Raw genomic sequence first — 15,901 nt, 5'->3', positions numbered from 1 at the left:
TGACCGTGCAACCACGGTCATAATTCGCTATGATTTGCCGCCCATTTTCATGGCGATGTCATTACAGGAGAGCCTCATCATGGCCCAAAATGAAATGTGGTATGAAACCCTTCATGCCGGTTTCGGACAGTACTTCACGGTTGATAAAGAACTCTACCGTGACAAAACCGCGCATCAGGATCTCGTCATCTTCGAAAATGCGGCTTTCGGTCGCGTTATGGCGCTGGACGGCGTGGTACAAACCACCGAGCGTGATGAATTCATTTACCATGAAATGATGACCCATGTACCGATTCTGGCGCACGGGGCGGCGAAACGTGTGCTGATCATCGGCGGTGGCGACGGTGCCATGCTGCGCGAAGTATCACGTCATCGCAGCATCGAACAGATCACTATGGTGGAGATCGATGCGGGTGTGGTGAGCTTCTGTAAGCAGTATCTGCCGAACCACAGCGCAGGGGCTTACGACGATGCACGTTTGCAACTGGTGATTGATGATGGCGTCAACTTCGTCAATCAGACGCAGGAAAAATTCGATGTGATCATCTCCGACTGTACCGACCCGATCGGTCCGGGAGAGAGCCTGTTTACCTCGGAATTCTATACCGGTTGCAAAAACGCCCTCAACCCTGGCGGCATTTTTGTGGCACAGAACGGCGTCTGTTTTCTGCAGCAGGATGAAGCGGTTAACAGCCATCGCAAACTCAGCCACTACTTTTCCGATGTCAGCTTTTATCAGGCAGCGATCCCGACCTACTACGGCGGCATCATGACCTTTGCCTGGGCAAGCGACAATCCGGCGCTGCGCACGCTCGATAGTGCGACCTTGCAGTCACGTTTTGTGGCCGCTGGCCTGAACTGCCGTTACTACAATCCGGCAATCCATACTGGCAGCTTTGCCCTGCCGCAATATCTGTTGAATGCCCTGTCAGACGCGCGCTGATCGGACATTTATAAGGGGGTGAACGAAATTGCAAAAGCTAAAACTACATGGCTTCAACAACCTGACAAAGAGCCTGAGTTTTTGTATTTACGATATTTGCTATGCAAATACTGAAGCTGAGCGTGATGGTTACATCGCTTATATTGATGAGCAATATAACGCCAACCGTCTGACCGAAATCCTGACAGAAACCTGCTCGATCATTGGTGCTAACGTGCTGAACATCGCGCGCCAGGACTATGAACCACAAGGCGCGAGCGTCACCATTCTGGTGAGCGAGGAGCCAATCGATCCGAAAGATATCGATAACTCAGAGCATCCCGGCCCGCTGCCTAACTCCGTCGTCGCCCATCTCGATAAAAGCCATATTTGCGTGCATACCTATCCGGAGAGCCACCCGGAAGGCGGATTATGCACCTTCCGCGCCGATATCGAAGTCTCGACCTGCGGCGTGATTTCCCCGCTGAAAGCGTTAAATTATCTGATTCACCAGCTGGAATCCGACATCGTCACCATTGATTATCGCGTGCGTGGTTTCACCCGTGATGTGAATGGCGTGAAGCACTTCATTGATCATGCGATTAACTCGATTCAGAACTTTATGTCTGACGATATGAAATCAATGTATGACATGCTGGACGTGAACGTTTACCAGGAGAATATCTTTCATACCAAGATGTTGCTGAAAGAATTCGACCTGAAGCATTACCTGTTCAATACCAAACCGGAAGATCTCAGCCCGCAGGAACATAAGCGTATAACCAGCTTGCTGTGGAAAGAGATGCGGGAGATTTATTACGGACGTAACATCCCGTCGATTGGGTTGAAATCGTAACGGATCCCGTAGCGGCGCGATTTATCGCGCGTTTTTTCCGGCATCGCGCTCGGAATTGCGCGATAAATCGCGCCGCTACGACCAGGTGTCCATCAGGTTTCCGTCAGTTGCAGCGCAATACCGCGTTCACGCAGGCTATGGCATACCGTTTCATCCAGCCGTGCATCAGTGACGATGTCGGTCAGGCTGTCGATCGGTGCCGCGCAAAACAGCGACCAGGAACCGTATTTGCTGCTGTCAGCCAGCAGAATCCGTCGCCGGGCATTCGCCAGCAGATCCATCTTCAGACCGGCCTTCTCCTCGGTTGGCGTGGTAATCCCGCGTTCAATGCTCCACGAGTTACAGCTGACAAAAGCGATATCCGGATTGATACTGCGCAGCAGGCGGCGACCATGTTCGCCAATGCACGACTGGCTGGAATCATCGATACGCCCGCCGATGATGGTGACTTCAATCTGTTTGAATTCTGACAGGAACAGCGCGATATGCAGATCGGCGGTAATCACCCGCAACGGCAAATGGGTCAGCTGACGCGCCAGCTCCAGCATGGTAGTACCGGCATCCAGCACCACCGCATCCCCGGACTGCACAAAACCAGCGGCAAAATGGGCGATCGCCTGTTTTTCTGCCAGGTTGCGCTGCATTTTTTCCAGCGTAGTAGGCTGGGCAGGAATAAAACGATTTAAGGTCACGCCGCCATGACTGCGGCTTACCACACCTTCCTTGTCCAGCTTAATCAGATCGCGGCGAATAGTGGCCGGTGAGGCAGAAATGGCACTCACCAGCTGTTCAACAGTAACCAGATTATGGCTTTTCAGATAATCCATAATCTGGTCGAGGCGACTTTGTCCCTTCATATTTCCCTATGCAAGTTGCATCGCGAGTTTGATGGAGATCGCCATGCTCGCAGAGTTCGCCTTACCTGTCCAGGCGATATCAAAGGCGGTGCCGTGGTCCGCTGAAGTGCGGATAAACGGCAGGCCGGCAGTGATGTTCACGCCATCATAAAAACCGAGTAATTTCAGTGGAATATGGCCCTGATCGTGGTACATCGCCACCACCATATCGTACTGGCCTTGCTGACATTGCAGGAACACCGTATCCGGCGGGCACGGGCCGTACACATCGATGCCTTTTTCCTTCATCGCCCGGATAGCCGGTGCCACCGTGGTGATCTCTTCATCGCCGAACAGGCCATTTTCACCGGCATGCGGATTCACCCCTGCTACCGCAATACGTGGCTTGTCGTAGCCAACGCGACGCAGGAAGCTATCCGCCATGCCGATCACCGTTTCAATACGCGGACCATTCAGGGTATCGAGGAATTTACGCAGCGCAATATGGGTGGTGACGTGAATCACCTTCAGATGGTCGGTGTACAGCACCATGGCGTAATTTTTGGTATTGGTCAGCTGCGCCAGCAATTCAGTATGACCCGGATAGATATGACCGGCCGAATGCAGCGCTTCTTTGTTCAGTGGCGCAGTGGCAATGGCATGGACTTCCCCGGCCAGCGCCAGCTCGGTGGCGCGTTTCACACAGCGCCAGGCCAGATCGCCCGCTTCCTTCTGTACCACGCCCGGCTTCAGTGCGTCCGGATTCGCCAGCGGCTCATCAATCACGTTGATGATGCCTGGCGCAAAGTGCGCATCTTTTACCTGATCCAGCACGCGCAGTTCGACCTGCGGCGTAATGTTCAATCCCATCACCCGACGCAGCGTACTGGCGCAGCCAACCACCACCGCAGGCACGCCTGCCAGGTCGCCTTCTGCCAGCGCTTTAATGATGATCTCCGGGCTGATGCCCGCCGGATCGCCCATGGTCACCGCAATAATTTTATTCACTCGACTTCTCCTCAATAAAACGAATGGCTTCTACCAGGGTGTTTTCGTCACCAAAGCCACCCGCTTTGGTCATCACCGGCAGGTGTAAATCACTATTAAGCAGAACCCCGTGCGGCACACAGCCCGCCACCAGGCCCTGAATCTGGAAACCACTGGCACCGAGTGCCTGCGCCACGGCGATCGCAACATCACCGCCGGAGAGATACAGCCCGGCAGGTTGATGATCGCGGCAGACCGTGTTGGTCAGCTGCGCCAGAAACTGGCAAATCTGCTCGCCCAGCTGCTGGCGCGATAGCTGATGCTGCTGGCACAGCGCATCTATCTCATGGCGCTGCCCGGCATGTTGCGTGGTGCGAACCACGCAGTGGATACCTGCGTGCAACGCCTGTTGCATCTCCTGCTGCCAGACGCGGGCCTGCGGCCATGCGGGCTGGGCAAACCGCTGGCGGATATCAATATCGATGATGCGGATGGCGCGCTGGCTGGCGAGCCGGTCAATCTGCTGCTGCGCAATGGCACTCATCGAACCGACGATCGCCAGCACCGGACGTGCCGGGCGTCCGGCAAGGTACTCACCTAAGGCATCACCGAGGCCGGACGCGCCAGCCAGCAATGGGCGGGTTTTCAGCGTCGCGGCAGCCTGCATCAGCAGGGCCAGGTCAGCATCCTGCTCAATATCAATCACCACCAGCCCGTGCATCGTAGCCAGCAGCTGCGCAAGCTTGCCGCTGCGTAGCGTGGCAACATCGACAACCTCGCCCGGCAAATCGCTCTGCATTTGCAGGCGCGTCAATACGTGGCTGCTGGTGACTGGCGTTTTCGGGTCGCTGGCAAATTCGGTGTCAGTCAACCGCTGCTGGTTGATCCACACTTCACCGTTGTGTGTGGTCCGCCCGAGTTTCGGCACCGCGGGTGCCACCAGCGCCAGCGTTTTGCCGCTGGCCTGTAATGCCGCAGCGATCTCCGCACCGGGGTTGCCACGTAACGTCGAGTCGATCTTCTTCAACAGCCAGCCATCCTGAGCAATCGCCTGATGTTGTTGCACCGCATAACGGGTGCGTTCGGCCGCTTCAGTTGCGCTCACCGCCCGGCTGTCGGTGCTGATGACCAGCACATCAGCAGCAGTGGCATCGTGTGGCGTCTGGCTATCAAACAGCACATGTACGCGCGCGCCTGCCCGGGCCAGCCCGCTTCCGGCATCGTTAGCGCCGGTAAAATCATCGGCAATCACCAGAACCGACGTTTTCCATGGATGTGAACGCATTCTCTCTCCTGTCACGGCCAGCTTGCCGTATTGAGATTGATTATATTCAATCATGATTGATTATATGTGAGCAAGATCAAATTAATTGAAATCAATATGCCCTATAAATTCAGGCACAGTTAGTGACAGATATCGCATTGCATTGAGCAATAACAATCAAACAGTGCGATAACACCGGGAAAAGGGTACGAAATGAATATCAACAGCACCGTGATCAGCGGCTACCAGGCACTTAATGACCTCAGCTACCTGCTGAAAGGTAAGCAAAAAGCTCTGCTGGTTACTGATAAGAATATAGAGGGCATTCCGGCAGTACAGACGTTAATCACCCAGCTGAAGCAGCAGATCGCCAGCCTCAGCGTGGTCAATAGCGTGCCGCCAGAGCCGAGCCAGCACGATGTGGCGGCGATCGTCGCGGCCCTGCCAACTACCGATGTCGATCTGGTGATTGGCGTGGGTGGCGGTAGCGTACTGGATGTCGCCAAGCTGCTGTCTATTCTGTGCGTAGCAGGTGCCCCCACCCTGGATGCGTTGCTGGCGGGGGAGAAACCGCTGACCCGCACCACCTCGCTGTTGATTCCCACCACCGCCGGTACCGGTTCTGAAGCCACGCCGAACGCCATTCTGGCGATCCCGGAGAAAGAGACCAAAGTGGGCATTATCACCCCGGTGATGCTGCCGGATTACGTGGCACTGATACCGGAGCTGACCACCAGCATGCCGCCGCATATTGCCTCTTCAACCGGTATCGATGCGTTGTGCCACCTGATTGAGTGCTTCACCGCGACAGTGGCGAATCCGGTCAGCGATAACTACGCGATGATCGGCATGAAGAAGCTGTTTGCCAGCCTGGAAACCGCCGTTGCCGAACCGGGTAATCTTGAAGCGAGACTGAATATGTTGTGGGCGTCTTACTACGGTGGCGCGTCGATTGCCCATGCCGGTACGCACCTGGTGCACGCCATGTCTTATCCGCTGGGCGGCAAATATCACATCCCACACGGCGTCGCCAACGCCATCCTGCTGGCACCCTGCATGCGCTTTGTGCGCCCGGCAGCGGTGAGTAAATTTGCTCAGGTCTGGGATTTACTGCCCGATGCCGGCCTCCAGCTGGATGAAGAGGCCAAGTCGCACGCGCTGGTGGAATATTTTGCCGCACTGGTGCAACGCCTGAAGTTGCCTGCCAGCCTGGAAGAACTGGGTATCGGCCCGGATCACCTGCCCTATCTGGTGGAAGCCGCGCTCGACGTGCAACGCCTGATGAAGAATGTACCGATGAAAGTGAGCGCCGATGACGTGCGAAACGTCTACCTGACGCTGTTTCCGGCATTGAATCACTAAGGACTATCGAGGAAATCATGAGTAACAAAATCCAGGGCGTACTGACCGCCATTGTCACCACCTTCGACCGCGACGGTGCCTTCAACCCTGCTACTCAGCGTGAGCAGGTCAGGCGTCAGCTGAGCGCCGGTAACGGTATTTTCTGCGGCGGCACCAACGGCGAATTCTTCGTGCTGAATGAGCAGGAGAAGCTGGCCGTCACCGAAACCTGTGTCGATGAAGTCAACGGCAGCGCGCCTGTCGTCGCCCATATTGGCGAGATCTCGACGCGTGAAACCATCCGTCTCGGTAAGCAGATTGAGAAGCTGGGCGTGGATGCGGTGTCGGTGATCACCCCTTATTTTGTGCCGCTGAAACAGGATGAGCTGATTTATCACTATCAGAGCGTGGCAGATGCCCTGAGCGTGCCGCTGTTCCTCTACAACATCCCGGCGCGCACCGGCAACACGCTGCAACCAGACACCGTGCGCCAGCTGGCCGCGCATCCCAACATCATCGGTATCAAAGACAGCGCGGGCAGCTATGAGAGCCTGAGCGGTTTCCTCAAGGCAGCGGAAGGTATCGATAGCTTTGATGTGCTGAACGGTCCGGATTCCTTAATCCATCAGGGCTTCGTCGATGGCTGCTCTGCCTGCATCTCCGGCCTTGCCAACGTAGCACCGAAAGAGATCAACGCCATCTGGGCGCGCTTCCATGCCGGTGATATTGCAGGTTCGCGTCTGGCTCAGGAAAACGTCACCGGCCTGCGTACCGATCTTTACAGCATCGGGTTCTCCCCGGCAGCGGTGAAGAAAGCCCTCTCCCTGCTGGGTTATGACGTGGGTGACAGCCGCTATGCGGTGCGCTTCTCTGCCGAAGAAGAGCAGAAGATCCGCCAGGTAGTGAACCAGTATTTGCAGTAACGGCCGTCAGGGCAGCCGCTGCTGCCCTTGCCTGTTCCACTTTTTACACCGGGAAGCGTTATGAAAGTCATCTGTACCTCACCGTCATTCGCCAAATATGACGCCACGCCAGTCACCACCTTACAGCAGCAGGGTTTCGAGCTGATTACCCTGCCGGCCGATGCCCCGCTCAGCGCGCTGGAACCTCATCTGGCTGACACCGTGGCGATGATTGTCGCCTTTACCGACGTGAATGAAGAACTGCTGAGCAAAGCGCCGCAGCTGAAGATTGTCTGCAAACATGGCGTTGGCGTCGATAACATCAACCTCGACGCTACCCGCGCACGCGGTATTTACGTCACCAACGTACCGGACGCCAATAAGCACGCCGTGGCCGACTTCGCCTTTGCGTTGATTCTCAACAGCGCGCGTCAGGTCACCCAAGCCGCCGTAGAAACCCGCGCCGGTCACTGGCCACGCATTTTCGCCACCGATGTGTATGGCAAAACCCTCGGTATCGTCGGGCTGGGCAACATAGGCAAGCAAGTCGCACTGCGTGCCAAAGGATTCAACATGCGCGTCATCGCTTTTGATTTCTACCCGGATACAAAATTCGCTGCCGAACACGGCATTGAATTCGTCGATATGGAGCAACTGACCGAGGCGAGCGACTTCATCACCCTGCATACCCCGCTGACCAACGAAACGCGCAACCTGTTTGATGCCGCACGCATCAAACGCATGAAGAAAAGCGCCTTCCTGATCAACGTGTCACGCGGTGGCGTGGTGAACGAACAGGATCTGTTCCAGGCATTGCAGGACAACGTGATTGCCGGTGCCGCTGCTGACGTATTTGAGCAGCAACCGCTGGCGGAACACCCGCTGTTCACGCTGAGTAACTTTATCCCAACCTCGCATATCGCGGGCTACACCGACGGAGCCATCAGCGCCATCGGCGAACGCTGCGTGATGCAGATTGTGCAGTGCATTAAACAGGGCGAACGCCCGCTGAACGTGATGAACGGGCTGGCCTAAAGGCCGCCCGGCTCAACCCTACGAAATGTCTGGTGGATTATTATTATGAACAACACCTCTCGCATTCGCTGGTGGATCGCAGGCCTGATGTGGCTGGCGGTTGCCATTAACTATATTGACCGAACTGTACTCTCTGCTGCTGCCCCACACCTGATCAAAGAACTGTCGATCAACCCGGAAATGATGGGCGTGATCATGGCTGCGTTTTTCTGGTCGTATGCGCTGCTGCAAATCCCGGCGGGCTGGTTTGCTGACCGCTTCGGCCAGAAAAAAGGTCTTGGTATTGCCGTTGGCTGGTGGTCCATTGCCACCATGGCGATGGGGCTGGCGACGGGCTTTAAATCATTGCTGGCGCTGCGCCTGGCACTGGGTGTCGGTGAAGCCGCCGCTTACCCAAGCAACGCCGGGATCGCCGCACGCTGGTTCCCGGATCGCGAGCGCGCAACGGTTTCTGGCCTGTTTGATAGCGCCTCCAAGTTTGGTGGTGCCGTCGCAATGCCGCTGATCGTCTGGATGATCGCCATGTTTGACTGGCGCATCACCTTCCTCGCCATCGGCGCGATCGGTTTGTTCTGGGTGATCGCCTGGTACTTTATCTACGCAGAAAATCCGGAAGATCATAAGGCGATCAGCCACGACGAAGTTCGCCTGATCCGTGATGGCCAGGCCAACAAGCATGGCGATAAAAGCGTGCTGCCAATGAAATGGTACAAGCTGCTGCGCTATCGCAATATCTGGGCGATGTGCATTGGCTTCTTCACCATTAACTACACTTCCTATTTCTTTATCACCTGGCTGCCGACCTACCTGGTGAAAGATAAGGGCATGGATTTCCTGAAAATGGGCATGGTGGCTGCACTGCCGCTGATTTGTGGCATGGTGATTGAAGTACTGGCAGGCTGGGCATCTGACCGCATGGTGCATAACAAAGTGCTGTCGCTCACCGCCACCCGCAAACTGTTCCTGACCATTGGCCTGCTGATGGCGCTGTGTATCGGTTTCGCCCCCTTCACCGACTCGGTATTTATGACGGTATTGCTGCTATGTATCGCGAAATCCGGCACCACCGTGGCGGCTTCCCAGGTATGGGCACTGCCGGGCGACGTCGCGCCGAAAAACAGCGTATCGATTGTTGCCGGTTTACAGAACACCGTCTCGAATATGGGCGGCGCGGTGGGTCCGATCATTACCGGTGCCATCGTCGGTGCCACCGGTCACTTCACCTGGGCACTGGTGTTCTCCGCCGTGCTGGTGGTGATTGGCATCCTCAATTACCTGTTTCTGATGGGCAAAGTTGAACCGATCGTGGATGAGGAAAAAGTTCATCATCCACACACCCTGACCAGCGGCGCGTAAGTGCCCAGCCACGCCGCATCGTCCTGATGCGGCGTTCTTTTCCCCAGGCAAAAACATTGGTTACAATCGTGAGAATTTGACAGCCATCAATGAATATTTATCGGTAACCCCTTAAATTTATTGCTCTTTAATGGATGAAACAAAGCAATCAGGATAAGGACATCACCGTAATGAAAACGAAATTAAGTTTTCTGGCGACTAATATTGTCGTCGCCAGCCTCTTCTCCCCTGCCACCTTTGCAGATTCGGCGAATACTGCTGCACTGAAAAACCACCTTCTTTCTGCCAGCCCGATTGAATCACTTCCAGGAGAGTTACATCCGGATTACGGAAAATTACGTGAAGCCTGTGTTCCCACGGCAGGTAAAATACCCGAATGGGCTGATGGTGAGATGGTATCGGCACCGTGGTATCAACACTGGCTTAATACCACAGTATCACTCTGCATTAACCTGAAGAATATAGAAAAAGATCAAGCCATGCCTTTTGAAAAAATACATTGGCGTGAAGACTCAGACATACTTTTTCGTTCCACCGGTTCAACATTAACATCAATCCCTTCTATTCCTGACGTTTTTCTGAAAGGTTTTTTTCCATGGCAACCAGATGGTGGCAATCTGGCTATGGTGAGTGGTATTGCTACCCAGGAATCAGGGATAGTCAGCACCAGCTATAATATTATGCACACCCGCTTCTTCGGTGTGAACACCTATATTATTGATGCACCGGGTGGGGTTGATGTTGATAATAGTTTTGGCGTCAACGAACAGGAAATTGCCTTCCCTGGCGGTATCCAACCTGATTACATTCATGGGGTAATCGCTTCATCGGAAAAAGACTGGTGGGGCAAATCCTGGACAGGAATAGACTACTATCTGAACCCACACTATCGGAATTTTTCTCCCAACCAGTCCGGTCAGATCGATTTAATCCTTTCCTCCACCGGAAGAGCGATGTTTGGCCGGGGAATAAACAGAATGACCGGTGAGAATAACATTCATTTTTTACTGGATGGGAAGGAAATAAATTCAAGGATTACCCGCCTGCCAGAAAAACAAAGCATGACATTAGCGGCGGTTGATGCTGAACAGCAATATGTCCCAATTTCTTACTGGTATATATCTGGACTGGGGGCAGTGACGGCAAATGAAAATGAAAACCGCTCTTGCATTAAATTACCCGGAGGCATGAATTACCATAACACCATCATTGTCCAGGCGGTTCAGCACAGTAAACCACGGCCAGATGCCGGAGATAAGCCCTGCCTGTTGGCCAACAGTTCAGAATTGGTTGCACTGAAAGATAAATCATTTACCGACACGGGTAATTTAAAAGATTATGCCCTCCGCTACCTGAACGAAGGATCACAAGGTGGATGGCAGGTTGAGGGAGGTGCATTTATATTTTCCGCTAAAGGTGCACATACGGAAAGCGCCTCTCAGGCTGTAGAGTTGAGCCGGGCTGAATATGAGGGTAAAAATTATTATCTTTATCCTGGTAAAATTTCACAAAAAGTCAGTTTTATTAAACCTGATACGGATAGAAGTGCCCATCTGAAATCGGTCTTGTTATTTCGTTTAGGCAATAACACCCAGCCGTGGTGCGCAAAACCTGCTGACAGCCAATGGCAGGGAAGCCTGCCGTTCCTGCAGGGTAGTCAGGATGTTGAAGTGACGGTCAGACTTGAAGGTCAGGAACTGCCTGTTGCCCAAAAACGCTATAATCTCGGCACCAGCCCTGAATTCGTCATCGACCATGAGGGTAAACGCAAACACGCCAGAATGAACCCGCAATGGCATTCTTACGCCCTGGCACTGGATCTGCCGGAACCCCACGAAGACCTGCATTTAACCATTGAATTTGCGTCTAAAAGCAAGGCACTGGAAGCCTGCGGGGCACTGGTTTCGGATGTGGATCTTATCTCCACGTATGGCATCGACAGAGACTGGAATAAGTAACCTTTTATCGGGCTGCAAGGCCCGATAAAAATGGTGAAAACGCGGTGACCGGTTATTTCCCTGCCAGAAATTGCCGGTACGCCGCAATCACCGCCAGAAAATCCTCGACGCCGCAGAATGACAGACTCTCTTCGTCGTAATAGGTCATCCCCTCTTCCAGCCCGTCGTCTTCTAACGCCAGCTGATTGGCTCGGATCATCACCTCTTCCTCATCCAGCCATATCGTGTATTCATGACCGACACGTTGCCATTGCTGATGGGTGCCTTTTACCTGTTGCGCGGCGGCTTCAACGTCATCCAGCAAAGCCAGATTTTCATCAACCTCTTCGTTGAACCAGTGCCCCACCGCTTCGTGGTCCATCGACATACGCACTTTGACCTTACCGGTCAGATCGCGCAAAAATTCATACTCCATGTGTGTAACCTCTTACCAATGGCGCGCCGCGTGGCACTGCCTGAATTCATTTTGTGCGCAACACGCTGAATAAAGTGGGATCGCGCTCGCATTATGTCAGGCCACGACAGAGGAAAAAAGAGCGTAAAAAAAGGGGCGATTCGCATCGCCCCTTTGCTGAGTTTACAGCCGATTACAGCGCGGTCTGGAAGATCACGTTATCTGCTTTATCGGTGTACTGGTTCAGCTGGTCAAAGTTGAGATAGCGGTAGGTATCTGCCGCTGTCTTATCAACCTGAGTCATAAACTGCTGATACTCGTCCGGCGTCGGCAGTTTGCCCAGCAGCGATGCAACCGCCGCCAGCTCCGCAGACGCCAGATAGACGTTGGCACCGGTACCGAGACGGTTCGGGAAGTTACGGGTCGAAGTGGATACCACCGTCGCACCGTCCGCCACACGCGCCTGGTTACCCATGCACAGCGAGCAGCCCGGGATCTCGATACGCGCACCGCTCTTACCGAACACGCTGTAGTAGCCTTCTTCCGTCAGCTGTGCCGCATCCATCTTGGTTGGCGGAGCCACCCACAGACGGGTCGGCAGCTGGCCTTTGTGGCTATCCAGCAATTTACCGGCTGCACGGAAGTGACCGATGTTGGTCATACAGGAACCGATGAACACTTCATCAATCTTCTCGCCCTGCACATCAGACAGCAGACGCGCATCGTCCGGATCGTTCGGCGCGCACAGGATCGGCTCTTTGATTTCCGCCAGATCAATGTCGATCACCGCTGCATATTCGGCATCGGCATCACCTTCCAGCAACTGCGGATCGGCCAGCCATTTTTCCATGCCTTCAACGCGGCGCTCCAGCGTACGACGATCGCCGTAGCCTTCAGAGATCATCCACTTCAGCAGCACGATATTCGAGTTGAGGTACTCGATGATCGGCTCTTTATCGAGTTTGATGGTACAACCCGCCGCAGAACGTTCAGCAGAGGCATCGGTCAGTTCGAACGCCTGCTCCACTTTCAGTTTCGGCAGACCTTCGATTTCCAGCACGCGGCCAGAGAAGATGTTTTTCTTACCTTTCTTCTCTACAGTCAGCAGACCCTGTTTGATCGCGTACAGCGGGATCGCATGCACCAGATCGCGCAGGGTAATGCCTGGCTGCATTTCGCCTTTGAAGCGCACCAGTACCGATTCCGGCATATCCAGCGGCATAACGCCAGTTGCCGCAGCAAACGCCACCAGACCAGAACCGGCCGGGAACGAAATACCAATCGGGAAACGGGTATGTGAGTCACCACCGGTACCGACGGTATCCGGCAGCAGCATACGGTTCAGCCAGCTGTGGATCACGCCATCACCCGGACGCAGCGACACGCCGCCACGGTTCATGATGAAATCTGGCAGGGTGTGATGCGTGGTCACGTCTACCGGTTTCGGGTAAGCGGCAGTGTGACAGAAGGATTGCATCACCAGGTCGGCTGAGAAGCCGAGGCAGGCCAGGTCTTTCAGTTCATCACGGGTCATTGGACCGGTGGTGTCCTGAGAACCGACCGAGGTCATTTTAGGTTCGCAGTAAGCGCCTGGGCGGATGCCATCGACGCCACAGGCGCGACCGACCATTTTCTGCGCCAGAGAGAAGCCACGGCTGCTGGCGGCGACATCTTTCGCTTGCAGGAAGACATCACTGTGCGGCAGACCCAGAGATTCACGTGCTTTCGACGTCAGGCCACGACCGATAATCAGCGGAATACGACCGCCCGCGCGAACTTCATCCAGCAACACTTCGGTTTTCAGTTCGAATGTCGCCAGCACTTCATCGGTGTCGTGGTTACGCACTTCACCTTTATACGGGTAGACGTCAATGACATCGCCCATATTTAAACGATCAACATCCACTTCGATCGGCAGCGCGCCAGCATCTTCCATGGTGTTGAAGAAAATCGGCGCGATTTTACCGCCGAGGCACAGTCCACCGCCCTTCTTGTTAGGGACATACGGAATGTCATCACCCATAAACCACAGCACCGAGTTGGTGGCGGATTTACGTGAAGAACCGGTACCCACGACGTCACCGACGTAAGTCAGCGGGAAGCCTTTCTGCTGCAGTGCTTCGATCTGTTTGATCGGACCAATGTTACCCGCATCGTCGGGTTCGATGCCTTCACGTGGGTTTTTCAGCATTGCCAGCGCGTGCAGTGGAATATCCGGACGAGACCATGCATCCGGTGCCGGAGAGAGGTCATCGGTGTTAGTTTCGCCGGTCACTTTGAACACGGTTACGGTGATTTTTTCTGCCAGTTTTGGACGCTTCAGGAACCACTCAGCATCGGCCCAGGACTGGATAATTTTTTTCGCGTGTGGGTTACCCGCTTTAGCTTTCTCTTCGACATCGTAGAAGTTATCGAACATCAGCAGCGTATGGGACAGGGCTTCTGCAGCAATCGGCGCCAGCGTCTCATCGTCGAGGGATTCAATCAATGCATGGATGTTGTAGCCACCCTGCATGGTGCCCAGAAGTTCGACTGCTTTTTCAGGAGTAACCAGAGGAGAGTGGGCTTCGCCCTTTGCGACCGCTGCCAGGAATCCGGCTTTTACATAGGCCGCTTCATCAACACCTGGCGGGACACGGTTGACCAACAGGTCAGTAAGGAATTCTTCTTCACCCGCTGGCGGGTTTTTCAGCAGTTCAACCAGCGCGGCCATTTGGGAAGCATCTAACGGCTTAGGTACGATTCCCTGGGCAGCACGCTCGGCAACGTGCTTACGGTATTCTTCTAGCACGACGTTCTCCTCGCTCTCATTGTATAGCTTTCCGGTGCACCCTGTGACGCAGTCCAAAAGTAGGGTGAGGTGCCCGGTTCCGCGTCGGCCAGCATAGCAGCATTTCGGCTGATTGTTAATCTGTTTACAAAAAAGCAACATCCTTTGGTTAAGCAGCAGATTCCGCTGAAGTTGAACCCTATCACGAAAAAAAGCAGGCATCAGATGCCTGCTATGTTGTGTCGCTCGCGCTGCTTCTTAACGATCAACCAGCACAAACTCCGAGGCGTTATAACGCTCACCCTGAATCTGTTGCGGATCAAAGAGCACATCCAGCGCGCTAATGTCAGCGCTGCTTAATTGCAGGGCTGCGGCAGCACAGTTTTGCTCCAGATGGGCAATTTTGCTGGCCCCCGGAATCGGCACAATAAACTCGCCTTTCGCCAGTACCCAGGCCAGTGCCAGTTGCGCTGGCGTGGCGTCATAACCTGCAGCCAGCTCTGTCAGCTGATTCACTAACTTCTGGTTATGTGTTTGCGCGTCCTGCTGGAAACGCGGCAGATAACGGCGGAAATCATCCTCAGCCAGCGTTGCCGCAGCGGGGAATTTACCGGTCAGAAAGCCACGTCCCAGCGGGCTGTAAGGCACAAAACCGATATTAAGCTCGCGGCAGACGGCAAAGATCTCCTGCTCCGGATCGCGCGTCCATAACGAGTATTCACTTTGCAGCGCGGAAATCGGATGCACCGCACAGGCACGGCGCAGGGTCGCCGGGGAGACTTCCGACAACCCCAGATATTTGACTTTGCCTTCGCGCACCAAATCGGCCATCACGCCGACCACCTCTTCAATCGGTACCGCAGGATCAAGACGATGCTGATAGAGCAGGTCAATACTTTCCACCCCAAGGCGCTGCAGCGATCCCTCTACCGCACGGCGAATATGCGCCGGGTCGCTGTTGGCCCCCGTCACACGCTCCCAGCCCTCCCCTTGCTCATTGATACGGAAACCAAACTTGGTCGCCACTTTAATGTCTTTACGCCCCTTCAGGGCTTTTGCCAGCAAGATTTCATTGGTAAAGGGGCCGTAAACTTCAGCCGTATCGAGAAAATCGACACCCAGCTCAAAGGCGCGAGCCAGAGTATTCAGCGCCTGTTGCTCATCATTAGGGCCATAGGCGAATGACATCCCCATGCAGCCCGGCCCCAGTGCCGAAACCTGTAATCCCTGATTGCCTAATTGACGTTGTTGCATTGTTTCATCCTCTTCGCTGTCAGTGT

At 54.5% G+C, this 15,901-nt stretch carries 13 protein-coding genes; 7 read left to right on the top strand and 6 right to left on the bottom strand.

Going from position 1 to position 15,901, the window contains the following annotated elements; genetic code table 11:
* Positions 1 to 79 precede the first annotated feature (79 nt).
* Together speE and speD are read left to right on the top strand one after the other, a co-directional pair.
* Complete coding sequence (speE, locus tag HA50_RS03720) at positions 80 to 943, top strand: polyamine aminopropyltransferase (protein ID WP_084872769.1); 864 nt, start codon at positions 80 to 82, stop codon at positions 941 to 943.
* 28 nt (positions 944 to 971) lie between these two features.
* Positions 972 to 1,778, top strand: coding sequence for an adenosylmethionine decarboxylase (gene speD, locus HA50_RS03715; protein ID WP_084872767.1), 807 nt, complete (start codon positions 972 to 974; stop codon positions 1,776 to 1,778).
* Between the two features lie 92 nt (positions 1,779 to 1,870).
* Here the strand turns inward: speD and HA50_RS03710 are convergent, their stop codons facing one another.
* The 3 genes from HA50_RS03710 to dtnK are packed head-to-tail and all read right to left on the bottom strand — an operon-like array spanning position 1,871 to position 4,886.
* Complete coding sequence (locus tag HA50_RS03710; protein ID WP_084872764.1) at positions 1,871 to 2,635, bottom strand: DeoR/GlpR family DNA-binding transcription regulator; 765 nt, start codon at positions 2,633 to 2,635, stop codon at positions 1,871 to 1,873.
* 6 nt (positions 2,636 to 2,641) lie between these two features.
* On the bottom strand, positions 2,642 to 3,622 hold the full coding sequence (locus HA50_RS03705) for a D-threonate 4-phosphate dehydrogenase (protein ID WP_084872762.1): 981 nt from the start codon (positions 3,620 to 3,622) through the stop codon (positions 2,642 to 2,644).
* Positions 3,615 to 4,886, bottom strand: a complete 1,272-nt coding sequence (gene dtnK / locus HA50_RS03700) for a D-threonate kinase (protein WP_084872759.1) — start codon at positions 4,884 to 4,886, stop codon at positions 3,615 to 3,617. The genes HA50_RS03705 and dtnK overlap by 8 nt, the downstream gene beginning before the upstream one ends.
* 192 nt (positions 4,887 to 5,078) lie before the next feature.
* Here dtnK and HA50_RS03695 point away from each other — a divergent pair, with 192 nt between their 5' ends.
* The 5 genes from HA50_RS03695 (at position 5,079) to HA50_RS03675 (ending at position 11,457) form a co-directional block, all read left to right on the top strand.
* Positions 5,079 to 6,227, top strand: a complete 1,149-nt coding sequence (locus HA50_RS03695) for an iron-containing alcohol dehydrogenase (RefSeq protein WP_084872757.1) — start codon at positions 5,079 to 5,081, stop codon at positions 6,225 to 6,227.
* A gap of 17 nt (positions 6,228 to 6,244) precedes the next feature.
* Complete coding sequence (locus HA50_RS03690) at positions 6,245 to 7,129, top strand: dihydrodipicolinate synthase family protein (protein WP_084872755.1); 885 nt, start codon at positions 6,245 to 6,247, stop codon at positions 7,127 to 7,129.
* Between the two features lie 60 nt (positions 7,130 to 7,189).
* On the top strand, positions 7,190 to 8,143 hold the full coding sequence (locus HA50_RS03685) for a phosphoglycerate dehydrogenase (RefSeq protein ID WP_084872753.1): 954 nt from the start codon (positions 7,190 to 7,192) through the stop codon (positions 8,141 to 8,143).
* A 45-nt stretch (positions 8,144 to 8,188) separates the two neighbouring features.
* Positions 8,189 to 9,499: an MFS transporter gene (locus HA50_RS03680; RefSeq protein ID WP_084872751.1), complete on the top strand. Its 1,311-nt coding sequence runs from the start codon at positions 8,189 to 8,191 to the stop codon at positions 9,497 to 9,499.
* A 170-nt stretch (positions 9,500 to 9,669) separates the two neighbouring features.
* A complete protein-coding gene (locus tag HA50_RS03675) occupies positions 9,670 to 11,457 on the top strand; it encodes a scabin-related ADP-ribosyltransferase (protein WP_084872748.1) in 1,788 nt (595 codons plus the stop codon).
* A gap of 52 nt (positions 11,458 to 11,509) precedes the next feature.
* On the opposite strand, the gene yacL is transcribed toward HA50_RS03675, so the two are convergent.
* The 3 genes from yacL to HA50_RS03660 all read right to left on the bottom strand — a co-directional run bounded on the left by yacL (position 11,510) and on the right by HA50_RS03660 (position 15,875).
* Complete coding sequence (yacL, locus tag HA50_RS03670; RefSeq protein ID WP_084872746.1) at positions 11,510 to 11,872, bottom strand: protein YacL; 363 nt, start codon at positions 11,870 to 11,872, stop codon at positions 11,510 to 11,512.
* 172 nt (positions 11,873 to 12,044) lie between these two features.
* A complete protein-coding gene (gene acnB, locus HA50_RS03665) occupies positions 12,045 to 14,642 on the bottom strand; it encodes a bifunctional aconitate hydratase 2/2-methylisocitrate dehydratase (protein ID WP_139810893.1) in 2,598 nt (865 codons plus the stop codon).
* Positions 14,643 to 14,879: 237 nt separating this feature from the next.
* A complete protein-coding gene (locus HA50_RS03660; RefSeq protein WP_084872743.1) occupies positions 14,880 to 15,875 on the bottom strand; it encodes an aldo/keto reductase in 996 nt (331 codons plus the stop codon).
* Between the last annotated feature and the right edge of the window lie 26 nt (positions 15,876 to 15,901).

It is taken from the genome of Pantoea cypripedii (genome assembly GCF_002095535.1).
Lineage (GTDB): Bacteria > Pseudomonadota > Gammaproteobacteria > Enterobacterales > Enterobacteriaceae > Pantoea > Pantoea cypripedii.
This window is presented reverse-complemented; position numbering and strand designations above follow the sequence as displayed.

Bases quoted from the DNA above. Each gene is read 5' to 3' on its own strand.
- yacL (WP_084872746.1), bottom strand. From the start codon at position 11,872: ATGGAGTATGAATTTTTGCGCGATCTGACCGGTAAGGTCAAAGTGCGT.
- speE (WP_084872769.1), top strand. From the start codon at position 80: ATGGCCCAAAATGAAATGTGGTATGAAACCCTTCATGCCGGTTTCGGA.
- dtnK (WP_084872759.1), bottom strand. From the start codon at position 4,886: ATGCGTTCACATCCATGGAAAACGTCGGTTCTGGTGATTGCCGATGAT.
- HA50_RS03680 (WP_084872751.1), top strand. From the start codon at position 8,189: ATGAACAACACCTCTCGCATTCGCTGGTGGATCGCAGGCCTGATGTGG.
- HA50_RS03685 (WP_084872753.1), top strand. From the start codon at position 7,190: ATGAAAGTCATCTGTACCTCACCGTCATTCGCCAAATATGACGCCACG.
- HA50_RS03690 (WP_084872755.1), top strand. From the start codon at position 6,245: ATGAGTAACAAAATCCAGGGCGTACTGACCGCCATTGTCACCACCTTC.
- HA50_RS03660 (WP_084872743.1), bottom strand. From the start codon at position 15,875: ATGCAACAACGTCAATTAGGCAATCAGGGATTACAGGTTTCGGCACTG.
- HA50_RS03675 (WP_084872748.1), top strand. From the start codon at position 9,670: ATGAAAACGAAATTAAGTTTTCTGGCGACTAATATTGTCGTCGCCAGC.
- HA50_RS03710 (WP_084872764.1), bottom strand. From the start codon at position 2,635: ATGAAGGGACAAAGTCGCCTCGACCAGATTATGGATTATCTGAAAAGC.
- HA50_RS03695 (WP_084872757.1), top strand. From the start codon at position 5,079: ATGAATATCAACAGCACCGTGATCAGCGGCTACCAGGCACTTAATGAC.